This window comes from Sulfuricella sp. (genome assembly GCA_041651995.1).
Lineage (GTDB): Bacteria > Pseudomonadota > Gammaproteobacteria > Burkholderiales > Sulfuricellaceae > Sulfurimicrobium.
Genome location: JBAZID010000001.1, coordinates 826,908 through 841,699, shown reverse-complemented (window position 1 = coordinate 841,699; position 14,792 = coordinate 826,908). Strand labels below are relative to the sequence as shown.

At 58.9% G+C, this 14,792-nt stretch carries 17 protein-coding genes; 16 read left to right on the top strand and 1 reads right to left on the bottom strand.

Annotation, left to right across the window (positions count from 1 at the left end; all coding sequences use genetic code 11):
- Positions 1-55 precede the first annotated feature (55 nt).
- The 6 genes from WC392_04050 to WC392_04025 all read left to right on the top strand — a co-directional run bounded on the left by WC392_04050 (position 56) and on the right by WC392_04025 (position 3,334).
- A complete protein-coding gene (locus tag WC392_04050; GenBank protein ID MFA5241533.1) occupies positions 56-469 on the top strand; it encodes a rhodanese-like domain-containing protein in 414 nt (137 codons plus the stop codon).
- A 75-nt stretch (positions 470-544) separates the two neighbouring features.
- A complete protein-coding gene (gene grxC / locus WC392_04045) occupies positions 545-802 on the top strand; it encodes a glutaredoxin 3 (protein MFA5241532.1) in 258 nt (85 codons plus the stop codon).
- 102 nt (positions 803-904) lie between these two features.
- Complete coding sequence (gene trxC / locus WC392_04040) at positions 905-1,336, top strand: thioredoxin TrxC (protein ID MFA5241531.1); 432 nt, start codon at positions 905-907, stop codon at positions 1,334-1,336.
- 79 nt (positions 1,337-1,415) lie between these two features.
- Positions 1,416-1,883, top strand: coding sequence for a protein-export chaperone SecB (secB, locus tag WC392_04035; GenBank protein MFA5241530.1), 468 nt, complete (start codon positions 1,416-1,418; stop codon positions 1,881-1,883).
- 15 nt (positions 1,884-1,898) lie between these two features.
- Positions 1,899-2,345 (top strand): SH3 domain-containing protein, encoded by a 447-nt coding sequence (locus WC392_04030; GenBank protein ID MFA5241529.1) that lies wholly within the window; start codon positions 1,899-1,901, stop codon positions 2,343-2,345.
- Complete coding sequence (locus WC392_04025) at positions 2,342-3,334, top strand: NAD(P)H-dependent glycerol-3-phosphate dehydrogenase (protein ID MFA5241528.1); 993 nt, start codon at positions 2,342-2,344, stop codon at positions 3,332-3,334. Before WC392_04030 ends, WC392_04025 begins: the two co-directional genes overlap by 4 nt.
- Before the next feature lie 82 nt (positions 3,335-3,416).
- On the opposite strand, the gene trmL is transcribed toward WC392_04025, so the two are convergent.
- The gene (gene trmL, locus WC392_04020) at positions 3,417-3,881 is read right to left on the bottom strand and encodes a tRNA (uridine(34)/cytosine(34)/5-carboxymethylaminomethyluridine(34)-2'-O)-methyltransferase TrmL (protein ID MFA5241527.1); all 465 of its coding nucleotides are present in this window, start codon (positions 3,879-3,881) and stop codon (positions 3,417-3,419) included.
- A gap of 92 nt (positions 3,882-3,973) precedes the next feature.
- On the opposite strand from trmL, the gene WC392_04015 reads away from it, so the two are divergent.
- The 10 genes from WC392_04015 (at position 3,974) to WC392_03970 (ending at position 14,739) form a co-directional block, all read left to right on the top strand.
- Positions 3,974-5,677 (top strand): GspE/PulE family protein, encoded by a 1,704-nt coding sequence (locus WC392_04015; protein MFA5241526.1) that lies wholly within the window; start codon positions 3,974-3,976, stop codon positions 5,675-5,677.
- A 10-nt stretch (positions 5,678-5,687) separates the two neighbouring features.
- Positions 5,688-6,098 (top strand): GxxExxY protein, encoded by a 411-nt coding sequence (locus WC392_04010; protein ID MFA5241525.1) that lies wholly within the window; start codon positions 5,688-5,690, stop codon positions 6,096-6,098.
- A 50-nt stretch (positions 6,099-6,148) separates the two neighbouring features.
- Entirely contained in the window at positions 6,149-7,378 is a 1,230-nt protein-coding gene (locus WC392_04005) for a type II secretion system F family protein (GenBank protein MFA5241524.1), read from the top strand.
- Positions 7,379-7,435: 57 nt separating this feature from the next.
- A complete protein-coding gene (locus tag WC392_04000) occupies positions 7,436-7,951 on the top strand; it encodes a type II secretion system protein (protein ID MFA5241523.1) in 516 nt (171 codons plus the stop codon).
- Between the two features lie 76 nt (positions 7,952-8,027).
- Positions 8,028-8,492 (top strand): type II secretion system protein, encoded by a 465-nt coding sequence (locus tag WC392_03995; protein ID MFA5241522.1) that lies wholly within the window; start codon positions 8,028-8,030, stop codon positions 8,490-8,492.
- A gap of 138 nt (positions 8,493-8,630) precedes the next feature.
- A complete protein-coding gene (locus WC392_03990; protein MFA5241521.1) occupies positions 8,631-12,518 on the top strand; it encodes a LamG domain-containing protein in 3,888 nt (1,295 codons plus the stop codon).
- A complete protein-coding gene (locus tag WC392_03985) occupies positions 12,518-12,994 on the top strand; it encodes a type II secretion system protein (GenBank protein ID MFA5241520.1) in 477 nt (158 codons plus the stop codon). The genes WC392_03990 and WC392_03985 overlap by 1 nt, the downstream gene beginning before the upstream one ends.
- Positions 12,995-13,004: 10 nt before the next feature.
- Positions 13,005-13,433, top strand: coding sequence for a hypothetical protein (locus WC392_03980; protein MFA5241519.1), 429 nt, complete (start codon positions 13,005-13,007; stop codon positions 13,431-13,433).
- Complete coding sequence (locus WC392_03975) at positions 13,430-14,278, top strand: prepilin-type N-terminal cleavage/methylation domain-containing protein (protein MFA5241518.1); 849 nt, start codon at positions 13,430-13,432, stop codon at positions 14,276-14,278. The genes WC392_03980 and WC392_03975 overlap by 4 nt, the downstream gene beginning before the upstream one ends.
- Positions 14,275-14,739 carry a hypothetical protein gene (locus WC392_03970; GenBank protein ID MFA5241517.1) on the top strand — a complete coding sequence of 155 codons (465 nt, stop codon included), beginning with the start codon at positions 14,275-14,277 and terminating at the stop codon, positions 14,737-14,739. Before WC392_03975 ends, WC392_03970 begins: the two co-directional genes overlap by 4 nt.
- Positions 14,740-14,792 lie beyond the last annotated feature (53 nt).

Sequence of the window (14,792 nt, the reverse complement as noted above, 5' to 3'; positions counted from 1 at the left end):
GTGCTCCGTGTGCTCCGTGGTTAAGCGATTTTCATATTTTTAGGAGTTTCAGGCAGTGCAATTCATTCAGAACAATCTGGGCCTGGTGGCCCTGGTCATTATCAGCGGCATGATGCTGTTCTGGCCCATGATCAACCGGCGCATTTCCGGCATCAAGGAAGTCGGCGCGATGGAAGCGACCCAGCTCATCAACCATCACGATGCATTGATTCTCGATGTGCGGGAAGATCGGGAGTTTGCCAGCGGGCACGCGCCGAATTCCAAACACATCCCGCTGGGTCAGCTTTCGGGGCGCATTCAGGAACTGGAAAAATTCAAAAACAAGCCAATCATCGCCATCTGCCGCAGCGGGGCGCGTTCCGGCCATGGTTGCCGCATGCTGCGCAAAAACGGTTTCGAGCAGGTTTATAATCTGAGTGGCGGCATTTCGGCCTGGCAGCAGGCCAATATGCCGGTTGAACGGAAATAGCTTGTTCCCTCTCTCCTGGCCCTCTCCCGGAGGGGGGCGGTCTCGCGACGCGAGTTTTTATTACAAGGAAAAGAAATGCCCAACATAACCATGTACAGCACCGGTACGTGCCCCTATTGCACCATGGCGGAGAAGCTGTTGCAAAAGAAAGGCGTGACAGAAATCAACAAGATCCGCATCGATCTTGAGGAAGGCCGCAAGGCGGAAATGATGGAAAGAACCGGGCGGCGCACCGTTCCACAGATCTTTATCGGCGATTTCCATGTCGGCGGTTTTGACGACCTTTCCGCGCTTGATGCGGAAGGCAAGCTGGACCCGCTGCTGGCGAAGTAACCACAAAAGCGGTTAACCACGGAGAACACGGAGGGCACGAAGAAAAGCAATGCCAGATGTCCTCCGTGTTCTCCGTGGTTATAAATTGTTTTTCAAGCTTCAATGGAGTACCAGATGAACCTCGTCTGCCCTGCTTGCCAGGCAATCAACCGCGTGCCGGAAGAGCGCCTGGGCCAGAATCCGAAATGCGGCAAGTGCGCGGCGCCGCTGCTGGATGGCAAGCCGCTTGAATTGACCGCTGCGAACTTTGGCCGCTTCGTGGCCAAGAGTGAAATGCCGCTGGTGGTGGATTTCTGGGCGCCGTGGTGCGGACCTTGCAAGATGATGGCCCCGGTATTCAGCCAGGTTGCCGCCGAGTTCAAGGCGCGTTTCCGTTTCGTCAAGGTCAACACCGAAGCGGAACAGGCACTGGCACAACAGTTCGCCATCCGCAGCATTCCCACCCTGGCGGTGTTCAGGAATGGGGCCGAGGTGGACCGGGTTGCTGGCGCGATGGATGCGGGCAAGCTAAAAAACTGGTTGCTGCGCCACTAAAACAGGCCCGGCGGGCCCCCGCTGGGCGCTGCTTCGCGTTACAATTCCCAATTTTTCAGAGGTTTTCCCCATGAGCGACATGAGTGAAGCGCAGGAAAAGGTAGTTTTTAGCATCGAAAAAATCTATGTCAAGGATCTTTCGCTTGAAATCCCCAATGCGCCCCAGATTTTCCTGGAGCAGGGAACACCGGCAATCAATGTCGAATTCCATACCAAGGCAGAACAATTGGGCGAGGATGTCTATGAAGCCGTGCTCACGGTTACCGTGACCTCGAAGCTGGAAGAGGGTGACAAGACCGTATTTCTGGTGGAAGCCGCACAGGCTGGCATTTTCCGCATCAGCAACGTGCCACAGGAAGATATCGAGCCGCTGCTGGGCATTGCCTGCCCCAATATTATTTACCCCTACGTTCGCGAAGCGGTTTCCGACATGGTGACGCGCGCAGGTTTTCCGCCTGTCGTACTGCAACCAATGAATTTCGAATCGATTTACCACCAGCAAAAGCAAATGCAGGCGAGTCAGAATCAAGCTGCAACCACGCATTAAAACGGGAGCAATGAAATGAACCGCTGGCACAGGACGGGATTGTTACTGCTGGCGGTTTTTTTCTCTTCCGCCGCCTGGGCGCTTGAGTATCGCTCCGTTCTCAGTGACCGGGCAGTGATGTACGACTCCCCTTCCCTGCATGGCAAGAAACTCTATCTTGCCAGCCGTTACTATCCTGTCGAAGTGATCGTCAGCCTGGAGCATTTTGCCAAGGTGCGCGATGCCGCCGGAGATCTGGCGTGGATTGAAAAAAAACTTCTCGGCAGCAAGCGCATGCTGCTGGTTATTGTGCCGCTGGCTGATATCCGCCAGGCCGCGAATGAACAAGCCGGGCTGGTTTTTCAGGCAGAGCGCAATGTTGTTCTGGAATTGCTCGACCATACCGGCGCCGGATGGCTCAAGGTGAAACATCCTGACGGTATGACCGGTTTTGTGCGGATTTCGCAGGTGTGGGGCTCATGAAGATCGCGGTGCTCGGCGCAGGCGCATGGGGTACCGCGTTGGCGGTCAGCCTGGCGGGGCGTCACGAGGTGGCCCTGTGGGCGCGCAGCGCTGCGCAGGTGGCGGAGATGGGCTCATCCCGTTACAACCCGCGCTATCTGCCTGATGTCATGCTTCCCCCTTCATTGTGTTTCGAATCGGATCTTGCCGTGCCGCTCAAGCGCGCCGAGATGGTGCTTGCTGTCGTCCCCAGCAGCGGATTACGGGCTTTATTGCGCGAGGTTGATATGCTGGCGCCGGGCGTTCCCGTGGTCTGGGCCTGCAAGGGATTCGAGGCCGGAAGCTGCAAGCTTCCGCATCAGGTGGCGGAGGATGAACTCAAGCCGGATACGCCGCGCGGCGTGCTGTCCGGACCGAGCTTTGCGCGTGAAGTGGCGCTGGGCTTGCCTACTGCCCTGACACTGGCCTCGCTGGACGAGTCGTTTGCACGCCAGGCGGCCCTGGCTTTGCATAGCCACCATTTGCGCGTCTATGCCAGCCAGGACATCAAGGGCGTGGAACTTGGCGGCGCGGTCAAGAACGTGCTGGCGATCGCTGCCGGTATTTCCGATGGCATGAAGTTCGGCCACAATGCCCGCGCAGCACTGATTACGCGTGGCCTGGCGGAAATCACCCGGCTCGGCCTGGTGCTCGGCGGGCGCCAGGAAACCTTCATGGGGCTGGCCGGCATGGGCGACCTGATCCTGACCTGCACCGGGGACCTGTCGCGCAATCGCCAGGTCGGCCTGCAACTGGCAGAGGGGAAGCCGCTGGCAGACATTCTTGGCGGCCTCGGCCACGTCGCTGAAGGTGTCAACACCGCACAGGAAGTGCTGAACCTGGCGCAGCAGCACGCTGTGGAAATGCCTATTACCGGGGCGGTATACCAGGTGCTATACCAGGGGCTGGCGCCGCGCACAGCGGTGGAGAGCCTGCTCAACCGGGTGCCCAACTCGGAGTTTCGGCACTAACCCCTCCCAGCCTCCCCTTGTGCGAGCATCCGCTACGCGGATTGCCTGCTTGACCCATTTCAGGGGGGTTGAAGTGCCAGGGTTAAACTCCGCCTTCAAACCCATTTTGCCGCCATGCTTCATAAATCATCACGGCTGCCGCGTTGGATAAATTCAGGCTGCGGCTTTCCGGCTGCATCGGCAAGCGGATGCGCCGCTCAGACGTGAAGCTCTCCAGGATTCCTGGCGGCAGCCCCCGGCTTTCCGGCCCGAAAATGAAAACGTCGCCTGCCTGAAAATTCACATCGGCGTGGCGCGTCGCGCCCTTGGTCGTGATCGCAAACAGCCGCCGCCCGGCAAAATGTGCCAGGCAGGCGTCCCAGTCAGGATGCACCTTGAGCGTGGCATATTCGTGATAATCCAGTCCGGCACGTTGCAATTGCCTGTCCTCAAGAGTGAAACCGAGCGGCTCCACCAGATGCAGGGCGGTACCGGTGTTGGCGCAAAGGCGGATGATATTGCCGGTGTTGGGCGGGATCTCCGGCTCGAAAAGTACGATCTCAAACAATTTCTTGTATCCTGGCTGGAAAAACGTTAATTTAACACTATCAATGAGATGTGTTTAACTTATGACAAATAACATGAGAAATTGGGGCGACGATGGCCAAACCTGAAAAAATCCGGCTTGGCGAGGTGTTGATCCAGCAAAATCTGCTCACGGAAGATCAGCTGAAACAGGCGCTGGCCGAGCAGAAAAGCAGCGGGCGCAAACTGGGCCGGATTTTCATCGAAAATGGCTTTGTCACCGAGGAGGGGATTGCCGAGGCGATTGCGCGCCAGCTGCAAATTCCTTTCATCAATCTCAAGTTCTACAATATCAACCCCGAGCTGGTCAACAAGTTGCCGGAAACCCAGGCGCGCCGTTTCCGGGCGCTGGTACTGGAAGACCGGGCGGGGGCGCTGTTGCTTGGCATGGCCGACCCTTCCGACCTCTTCGCCTACGATGAACTGGCGCGTCTCCTCAAGCGCGATATTGATCTCGCCGCGGTGGCGGAAAGCCAGCTACTGCAGACCATTGACCGTGTTTACCGCCGCACCGGCCAGATCAGCGGCCTGGCTCAGGCGCTGGAAGAAGAGCTGGGCGATAGCGTGGTGGATTTCGGCGGTATCGGCACAACCGCCAATCTGGAAGAGGCGCCGGTCGTCAAACTCCTCCAAACCATGTTCGAGGATGCCACCCAGGTGCGTGCTTCCGACGTTCATATCGAACCGCAGGAATCAAAACTACAGATCCGCTTCCGCATCGATGGCGTGCTGCACCTGCAAACCGAGGCCGACAACAAGATTGCCGCCGCCCTGGTGCTGCGCCTCAAACTGATGTCCGGACTCGACATTTCCGAGAAACGCCTGCCGCAGGACGGGCGTTTCAATATCAAGGTGCGGGGACAGTCGATCGACGTGCGTATTTCCTCCATGCCCACCCAGCATGGCGAATCGGTGGTAATGCGTCTGCTCAATCAGAGTGGCGGCATTCTGACGCTCGACAAACTGGGCATGCCGCCGGAAATGCTGGAGAAATTCCGCAAGATACTTCATCGCCCCAACGGCATGGTGCTGGTGACGGGGCCGACCGGTTCCGGCAAGACCACCACCCTGTACTCCGCCCTGGCGGAACTGAACTCGATCGAATCCAAGATACTCACCGTGGAAGACCCGGTGGAATACCGCCTGCCCGGCATCAACCAGGTGCAGGTGAATGAAAAAATCGATCTTTCCTTCGCCCGCGTGCTGCGCTCCACCCTGCGCCAGGACCCGGACATCATCCTGGTGGGCGAGATCCGCGACCAGGAAACCGCGCAGATCGGCCTCCGGGCCGCCATGACCGGTCACATGGTGCTTTCTACCCTGCACACCAATGACGCCATCAGCACCCCGATCCGCTTGATCGACATGGGCGTGCCGCGCTTCATGGTGGCAACCTCGCTGCAAGTGGTGTTGGCTCAGCGCCTGGTGCGCGTGATTTGCGAACGCTGTGCCGAGACTTATACGCTCAAACCCTACGAGCATGAGTGGATGCGCCTCGAACTCAAGGACGCGGTGGATCAGCACCAGTATCAGTATGGACGCGGCTGCACCAATTGCAACGGCACCGGCTACCAGGGCCGCATGGGTATCTACGAAATGCTGGAAATGAGCTTCGAAATGGTCGAAGCCGCCAACCACCACGACCCGGCCCATTTCATGAAAATGGCGCGCCAGCAAATGGCAGGCAAAACCCTGCGCAGCCAGGCCGTGGGGGAAGTGCTCAAGGGACGGACGACGGTGGGCGAGGCGATGCGGATCAGTAATCAGTTTGATGAGTGAATAGAACCTGATGAACCACGGAGAACACGGAGCGCACGGAGAACTGCGTGACTGCGAAGAAAACCTGATCGAGCATGTATTGAGTGCGGCTATTAGTGTTCATCGTGAATTGGGTCCGGGGTTGCTGGAATCGGTCTATGAATTGGCATTAATGGTGGAGCTTGCCAGCCTGGACATTGAGGCGAAGCGACAAGTGGAAATCCCTGTAAGTTACAAGGGGGTAAACCTTGGTGCCGGTTTTAGAGCTGACATCATTGTTGCTGAACAACTTGTTCTTGAAATCAAAGCAGTGGATGAGCTCAGCACTGTACACACCGCACAAATAATGAGTTATTTGAAATTGCTTGGGTACAAAAGAGGTCTTTTGCTGAACTTCAACAAGAAGTTATTGAAAGAAGGGATTCGCCGTGTCTCAATCTAGTTTTTACTCCGTGTTCTCCGTGCACTCCGTGGTTAAAAAGGTTTTTTGACTTGCCATTCTTTTCCTACAAGGCCCGCAACGCCCGCGGCGATCTGATTGAGGGCATACAGGAAGGCCCCGACAGCGCGGCGGTAGCAGACATGCTGTTCAATAGCGGCGCTACGCCGGTGGACATCAGCCCTTCAGCCAAGGGTCCGGCTGAGCAGGGAGAAAGCCTGCTGGAGCGTATGCAGCGGCAGAAAATCACCGCCGTCGATGTGATGCTGTATTCGCGCCAGATGTATACCCTTCTCAAGGCCGGCGTGCCCATCATGCGTGCTCTGGCCGGGCTGCAGGAATCGGCGCATAACAAAAGCATGAAAAAAGTGCTGCAGGATATGCGCGAGAGCCTGGACAGCGGGCGCGAGCTCTCGGCCGCCATGCGGCGCCATCCCGAAGTATTCAGCCTTTTTTACGTCAGCATGGTGCGGGTCGGCGAGGCAACCGGCATGCTGGAGGAAATTTTTCTGCGCCTGTTTTACTACCTGGAATTCGAGAAATCGACCAAGGACAAGATCAAGGCGGCAATGCGTTACCCATCTTTTGTCATCATCGCGATGGTGGCGGCAATGGCAATCATCAACCTTTTCGTGATCCCCGCGTTTTCCAAGGTTTACAAAGGGTTCGGCGCCGAATTGCCGCTAATGACCAAAATCCTGATTGCCAGTTCGGATTTTACCGTGCAGTACTGGCCGCTCATGCTGTTGGCGCTGGCGGGAGCGTTTTACGGCTTTCGCCTTTATGTGGGCTCGCCTTCAGGGCGTTATCAGTGGGACAGGATCAAGCTGCGCCTGCCGGTGGTCGGCAGCATCATCGAAAAAGCCACGCTCTCCCGCTTTGCCCGCAGTTATTCCCTCACCAGCCGTAGCGGCGTGCCCATCGTGCAGGGGCTGAGCGTAGTGGCGCAGGTGGTGGACAACGATTTCATCGCCAGAAAGATCGATAACATTCGCGAAGGCGTGGAGCGGGGCGACAGCATTTTGCGCACGGCAGTGGCGTCCGGTGTATTTACCCCGGTGGTGCTGCAAATGATTGCAGTCGGCGAGGAAACCGGCGAACTGGACGAACTGATGCAGGAAGTCGCGGAAATGTACGAACGCGAGGTGGATTACGAAGTGGATAATTTATCCGCCAAGATTGAGCCGATCCTGATTGTGGGCCTGGGTATTCTGGTGCTGATTCTTGCCCTGGGTGTATTCCTGCCCATCTGGGATCTCGGCAAGGCGGCTTTTCATAAGTGAACAAGCTCGTTCCGGCGTATGGCTAGATCAAGAGGGCGCGCGCAAGCAAATGGCGTCGTGAGCGGACGGGGGTTTACCTTGTTCGAACTGCTGGTGGCCATTGCAATAATTGGTACGCTGGGCGCGGTGCTGCTGGACCGGGTTTTGCGCTACCAGGAGTATGCCGAAAAAACCGCCATGGAACAGACGGCCGGAATACTCCGTAGCGCACTGCACCTTCAACTGGCGGAATACCTGGTACGCGGAAAATGGCAGGATGTGGAGAAAATGGTTCTGTCCAACCCCATGGACTGGCTGGCGGAGAAGCCGGAAAATTATCTGGGCGAGTATTTGTACCCCAAGCCGGGAGAAATTCCGCCCGGGAACTGGTACTTCGACCTCGAAAATCGCACCCTGATATACTTGCTGCGCAGTGATCGTCACTTTGTGGCGGATAGCAAGGGGAAGAAATGGGTACGTTACCGGGTCAGCCCTGTATATGGGGATAACGGTAAAGAAAGTGGTCAAGCGGCCGATAAAAAAGAAATCAACGGCATACGCCTGACCCTGGTGGAAACCTACCAGTGGTTTTAGGTTTTCTGGCACGAAGTGGCTGAAGAGCCATGGTGTTTTTATTGAACTGGATTAACAAGCAAAAGGAGTTGTGAAGATGCGTAATAAACAAGCAGGTTTTACCCTGATCGAACTGGTGATGGTAATCGTGATTCTCGGCATTCTTGCCGCTACCGCGTTGCCGAAGTTCGTCAATCTGGGCGCGGATGCAAGAGTGGCCGTGATGAAAGGCGTCGAAGGGTCGCTGCGGGCGGCCAATGTGATGGTCTACGCAAAGGCGGCAACGGCAAACCAGCTGGGCGCCACGGGCACGGTGACCATCAACGGGGTGACCATAGATACGGTGTATGGTTTTGCGGCAGCAACCGGCACCAGCACCACCGCCGGCACCGGCCTGTTGCGGGTAATGGATTTGAGCCCGGTTGCGGATTTCAATATCGCTACCACTAACGTCATCGGACATGCCGGCGCCCAGGCCACCACCAACTGCCGGGTAAGCTATGTGGCAGCCACGGCCACCGCTGCGCCGACTTATACGCTCAACGTAACCAACTGCAACTGATTTCCCGAGCAGGTTCGGAGCGTGACAAGCCACGGTTTGCCGCTTCCGCCGACTGTCATGAAATCGCGCCCCCGCTTTTCCTTTGAGCCGATTCTCTTTTCATTCACAGGGATGCGCGGGTGGTTTGCGGCGTGGCTCTTGCTCTTCTGCATGCTTCCGGCGGGGAGCAGTTTTGCCGCCACCTTGCTCGGCCAGTACCGCATGGAAGAAGCCAGCTGGAATGGCACGGCGGGCGAGGTGAAGGACTCGGCGGGCCATGCTGGCGGGCCATTCAATGGCACGGCCAGCGGCAGTCCGCTTCCCGCGCCGGCCAATACCTTGCCCGCCCGGGCAGGCAGCCCCGGCACCTGTGGCAACGGCGCTTTCTTTGGCGGCAGCGGGACTGTCAAGGTTACTGGCCTGCCAGTGAATACCTCCGCAGGGGCCAAAACCAGCGTGGCTTTCTGGATGTACTGGGACGGCACCAACAGCGTCATGCCCATCGGCTGGAACCGGCATGACCTGTGGCTGGTGAGCGGACATTTTGGTTTCAACACCGCCAGCAGCGATGTGTATGGCATCAGTTCGGCGGGGCTGGCCAATGGCTGGCATCACGTGGCCGCCGTGTTTACCAATGGCGGCGTGACCAGCAACCAGCTTTTCATCGACGGCGTGGCGCAGACGCTCACCCAGCGGCAATCGACGCCAAACAATGCTAATGCGGTTGTTTCCAGCACGCTTACCCTTAGCGGCTGGGGGTGGGACAGCGGTTACAAGTTTTCCAGCCGCATCGACGAAGTAAAAGTTTACGACGGCGCGTTGACTTCTGCCGAGGTGAGCTCGCTGTACAGCGAAACCCACCCCTGCGCGCCAATACTCATCGCCGAGTGGCGCATGGACGAGAGCAGTTGGGGCGGGGCGGCGGGTGAAGTGGAGGATAGTGTCGGCACCTACCCGGCCACGGCGGTCAATGGCGCAAGCACCTCTTCGGTTCCGCCCGTCCCGATTGCCGGCAATCCGGGCACCTGCGGTTATGGCGTATTCGACGGCAGCAACGACTATGTGGCGTTGCCGGCAAGCTTCCCCAGCTTTACCTCGAATTTCTCCGTTACAGCCTGGATCCGCACCACGGACAGAAACAAAGGCGGGCAGCGCATTCTGATCGACGATGAAAAGAATACCGGGGGCTATGGATTTTCACTAGGGGATGGCGGAGCGGGCAGGCTGCGTTTTTTTGCCCGTGGTTCGTCGCCCATCATTCTGGATACGCCGGCGGTTATCAATAACAACACCTGGTATTTCGTCGCGGCCATCGCCGACATTTCCGCTGGCAAGCGCTGGATGTACGTCTATGACACCTCGGGTACCCAGCTTTCCGCGGTCAGCACGAACTTTACCGGCTGGAGCACTGATACTGGAACCGCGTCGATCGGGGGGGAAACCAACGCCTCGACAGAGGCGAGCGCGGCATTCCGCTTCAAGGGCAATATCGACGATGTGCGGGTTCATACCGGCGCATTATCGGCTGCGGAAATTGCTGCACTTGCCGCTAAAACCCATGCCTGCCCTGTCCCGGCGACCCTGCTCGCGGAATACCGCCTGGAGGAATCCTCATGGAACGGCACGGCGGGCGAAGTCAAGGACAGTAGCGGCAACAGCCGCCATGGAACGGCCATTGGCGTCCCACGTCCTTCACCGGCCACCCTCAGCCCGGCACGACCCGGCAACCCGGGCACCTGCGGCTACGGCGGCATGCCTGGCACCAGCTCCAATGGCGGCGCTTTCAGCTTTCCCAGCCTGCCGGTAAGCCTGGCGCCCGGTGCCAAAACCAGCGTGGCCTTCTGGATGTACTGGGATGGCGTCAACGGGGTCATGCCCATCGGCTGGAATGTGCACGACCTGTGGCTGGTGAGCGGAAATTTTGGCTTCAACACCGGCAATAGCGATGTGTATGGCATCAGCTCGGCAGGGCTGGCCAACGGCTGGCATCACGTGGTCGCCGTCTTCACCAACGGCAGCGTGCCCAGCAACAAGCTTTATATCGATGGCGCGGCGAAGGCGCTCAGCCAGCGCCAATCGACACCCAACAATGCCAATGCCTACGTGAATCCGACCCTGCGCGCCGGTGGCTGGCAAGCCAGCACCGGCTACCGCTTCAGCGGGCGGCTGGACGAAATCCGGGTTTATAACGGCGAACTGAAGCCAAGCGAGGTCAGTGCCATCTATCTGGCTACTCACGCCTGCGGCGGCGTGGTCAAGCCCTCGGGTTTCAACTGCGTGCTGAGCGGGGCGGACGCCTTGAGCGGACGGCTCTATACCAAACTGGCGGGAGCACCTTTCAGCTTCGACGTAGTAGCGCTCAAGGACACCAATAGCGATGGCGTCGCAGATGGGGTGGAAACCACATACGCCTCCGATGCCGACAAAACCGTCACGGTGGAGTTGGTGGATGGGTCGGGGGCCACGGCCTGCGCTTCCCGCGCTGCAATCAGCCCGGCGGTGAGCCAGACGCTGATTTTTACCAAGGCCAATCAGCCGGCGGAGCAAGGCCGCAAGAGCACTGCGCTCATGACAGTATCCCAGGCTTACCCGGACCTGCGCTGCCGGGTGACGGACGCCAACCAGGCGCCGAGTATTGTGGCCTGCTCCACTGACGATTTTGCGCTGCGGCCATCGGCGGTGACGCTCAATGTCTCGCCGGCAATGGCTACGCCACCCTCGGCCAGCGCCACTCCGGCAATCAAGGCCGGAGCAAACTTTACCCTTGCGGCAACAACCAGCCCTGCAGCAGGCTATGCCGGTGCGCTGATATTGGATGCGAGTAAATTAACGGCACAGATCACCAGCCAGGACGCTACCGTGCAAAGCGGCGGCACCGTTGGAACGCTCACGCCGGTGTCATTGACCGCCAACGCATCGGCCAGCAACAATGCCAGCTATACCGAGGCGGGTTACCTGTATCTTGCCCCCGGCACTTTCCGGGACGACAGCTATACCAGTGTTGACCAGCCTTCGGGATGCGCGGCCACCAACAGCTGTGACTGCGTGACCGCCACCGCCAGCAATGCCAACCTTGCCGATGCATTGGTTTCTGGTAAATATGGTTGCTCGATCGGCAACAAGACCAACAATTCGCTTGGCCGCTTCATCCCCGATCATTTCGATGTGAGCTACAACACGCCCTTGTTTGCACCGGGCTGTGGCGCAACGTTTACCTATATGGGGCAGCCCTTCAGTTACGCCGTATCGCCCATCGTCACCGTGACGGCAAGGAATGCCGGCAATAACCTGACCTCAAACTATAGTGGCAGCTTCTGGAAAATCACCAATGCCTCGCTGACTGGCAAGGCGTACACCACATTGTCAGGTACGCTGGATACCAGCGGCATCACCGGCACCGATCCGCTTGTCGTAAGGAATAATGACGGGACGGGGACGCTGACTTTCGGTTCCGGCACCGGGCTGAGCTTTACGCGACCCGCTGCGCCAACCGCGCCGTTCAACGCCGAAATCTCTCTCGCGATCAATGTGATTGACGAGGATGCCGTGTCCTATCCGGGTAATCCGGCGCGTTTCGGCCTGGCCACGGCAGGCAACGGCATCGCGTTTTCCACTGGCAAAACACAGCGCTTCGGCCGCCTGCGCCTGTCGAATGTGTACGGCTCCGTTTCCCCGCTCCAGATGCCGGTCGAGGCGCAATACTGGAGCGGAAATTCCTGGGTGAAGAACAGCGGAGACAGCTGCACGGTGCTCGCTGGCGGCAACCTTCTGCTCACGCCTTCGGGCTGGACGGCGGCGCCTGGCGCGCTTCTGGGCGGCAGTGGCGTCATTACGCTTACGCCCACCGCTCCAGGCAGCACCAAGGTTTGCGCCGATCTCGGCCCCGATAATGGGGTGGTTTGCCCGGCAACGAGCGCCAACCTGCCCTGGCTGCAATCGAAGTGGCCCGGTGGAACGGGTTACAACAACGACCCTTCCGCCACGGCAACCTTCGGCATCTTCAGCCCGGAAGGCCGCAAGGGTGTCTATAACCGCGAGCTTTATTGATGTTGCCCCGGCAGGCACGCGGCTTTACGCTGATTGAACTGGTTGCGGCGATGATACTCATCGGTATTCTGGCCGCCGTTGTTCTGCCGCGCATGGATTCGAGCCAGATGTTTCGCGAGATCGCTTTCAGCGACCAGACGGCGGCTGCCCTGCGTTACGCGCAGAAAACGGCGGTCTCGCACCGGCGGCTGGTGTGCGTGACGGTCGCCAGCGACCAGATTTCGCTGGGCATTGCGTCGAGTCATCCCGCATCGGCTTGTGGCAACCCGTTGGCCGGCCCGGACGGCCAGCAACCCGCGGCAATTTCTCCTTCAGATAACATCGCGCTCGTGGCTGTGCCTGCCGGGCCGCTATATTTTCAGCCTTCAGGGGCGGTGACCAGCGATGGCGCCGGCGCGACGGCGGCGGATTTCACCTTGACGGTGACCAACCAGACACCCATCCGGGTCTACGGGGCAACGGGCGATGTGGAATAGATCGCGCGGGATGACGCTGATCGAACTCGTGCTCACGATCGTGGTGATCGGCGTGGGGCTGGCAGGCATGCTGGCGGCCTTCAGTCAGGCAGTGCGCGGTTCCGCTGATCCAATGGTGAGAAAACAGATGCTGGTGATCGCCGAGGAAATGATGGAGGAGATTGTTTTCAAGCCCTACGCGCCGGTTGCCAATGCCGCGCCTGCCGCATGTGCACGGAATACCTATAACGATATCGTCGACTATAACGGTTATTCAACGGCGAATATCTGCGACATCGACGGCAATGCCATTCCATCGCTGACCGGTTATGGCATTTCCTCGGTGGTAATTAGCGATACGACGCTCAGCGGGGTTGCCGCAAAAAGGATTGTTGTGACGGTGACCAGCAGCGGGGAAACCCTTTCGCTCACCTCATATCGCACGGACTGGGCGTCATGACGAGAACGCGCGGTTTTACGCTTGTTGAGCTGGTGATCGTGATCGTGATCATGGGCATCATCGCGGCAGCGATCGCGTCAATCTTCAAGCCGGCGGTAGACAGCTATTTCGACAGCCGCCGGCGCGCGACACTTTCCGATATGGCCGATACGGCGGTGAAGCGCATTGGCCGCGAGGTGCGCCGTGCCGTCCCGAATTCCGTCCGTATCCCGAATGACCAGTGTTTCGAGTTTGTGCCGGGCACGGCGGGCGGACTGCATCGACGTGCCGTCGATATCGTCAACGCCGATTCAGATCCTCTCGACACGACCGGGCCTGATGCCAGTTTCGATGTTTTGTCGCCGCTTTCGGCTGCGCCTGTGAGCGGCGATTTTATCGTCATCGGCAACCAGAATACCAATGATGTCTATAGTGGCGCGACGCGCGGCACGGTGAGCGGATGGCAAAGCCCGCCCGCTCCCGGCGGCGTGCTGGTGGGGGAAGGAAGGGTCACGCTGACTCCCGCGACGCAGTTTCCCGCCGGCTATGACGGCGGGCGGTTCTTCGTTGTCGACCAGAACGAACGTAGCGTGTTTTATATCTGCCGGGGTACGGGCGTGTCAGGCGGCAACGGCACGGGAGAGCTGGTTCGTCTGGTACAGGGATTCAACGCGACCTATCCGGCATCGTGTCCGGCTGGTGGAGGCACACGTCTCGCAAGCCGTGTGGCGGCCTGTGAATTCATCTATGACCCTAACCAGGGCGCCACGCAGCAATCCGGTTTTGTCTGGCTGCGGATCGAATTGCTGGAAGCGGGCGAGCGGGTCTCGCTCGCCTACGGCGCGCATGTGAGCAACGTGCCATGAAAACCCGTCAGAGCGGACTGGGCCTTGTTGCCGCGATCATGGTCCTGGTGATCCTCGCGTCACTTGCCGCGGCGATCACCAGCTTCTCCACCGGCCAGCAAATGGCTTCGGCACAGGACGTACAGGCAGCCCGTACCTGGCATAGGGCTTTTTCAGGCACGGAATGGGGGCTTTTCCGTGCCTTGAAAAATGCGACTTGCGATACGCAGACCTGGGTTAGCCCGGATGATCCTGCGTCCAGGGTTACCGTCATCTGCTCACAACATACTTACAACGATGGCGAGAGCGTGCCTGGCACGGCGCGCCAGGTGCGTGTTTTCCGCATCGTCGCCACCGCCTGTAACGGCGGCGCGGCGAGTTGTCCGGACGATGCCGCGGTAACGAATCCGGCTTATGTCGAACGCCAGCGGGTAGCGATTGCTTACTGCGAATGGGATGGCATCGCCTGTTCCGGGCCGTGATGTTCGTGGCATCCGCTTGGCCGGGCTTGCCGATACCCCGTCCAGGCGCTTTC

Bases quoted from the DNA above. Each gene is read 5' to 3' on its own strand.
- grxC (MFA5241532.1), top strand. From the start codon at position 545: ATGCCCAACATAACCATGTACAGCACCGGTACGTGCCCCTATTGCACC.
- trxC (MFA5241531.1), top strand. From the start codon at position 905: ATGGAGTACCAGATGAACCTCGTCTGCCCTGCTTGCCAGGCAATCAAC.
- secB (MFA5241530.1), top strand. From the start codon at position 1,416: ATGAGTGAAGCGCAGGAAAAGGTAGTTTTTAGCATCGAAAAAATCTAT.
- WC392_04030 (MFA5241529.1), top strand. From the start codon at position 1,899: ATGAACCGCTGGCACAGGACGGGATTGTTACTGCTGGCGGTTTTTTTC.
- WC392_04025 (MFA5241528.1), top strand. From the start codon at position 2,342: ATGAAGATCGCGGTGCTCGGCGCAGGCGCATGGGGTACCGCGTTGGCG.
- WC392_04015 (MFA5241526.1), top strand. From the start codon at position 3,974: ATGGCCAAACCTGAAAAAATCCGGCTTGGCGAGGTGTTGATCCAGCAA.
- WC392_04010 (MFA5241525.1), top strand. From the start codon at position 5,688: ATGAACCACGGAGAACACGGAGCGCACGGAGAACTGCGTGACTGCGAA.
- WC392_03995 (MFA5241522.1), top strand. From the start codon at position 8,028: ATGCGTAATAAACAAGCAGGTTTTACCCTGATCGAACTGGTGATGGTA.
- WC392_03985 (MFA5241520.1), top strand. From the start codon at position 12,518: ATGTTGCCCCGGCAGGCACGCGGCTTTACGCTGATTGAACTGGTTGCG.
- WC392_03980 (MFA5241519.1), top strand. From the start codon at position 13,005: ATGACGCTGATCGAACTCGTGCTCACGATCGTGGTGATCGGCGTGGGG.
- WC392_03975 (MFA5241518.1), top strand. From the start codon at position 13,430: ATGACGAGAACGCGCGGTTTTACGCTTGTTGAGCTGGTGATCGTGATC.
- WC392_03970 (MFA5241517.1), top strand. From the start codon at position 14,275: ATGAAAACCCGTCAGAGCGGACTGGGCCTTGTTGCCGCGATCATGGTC.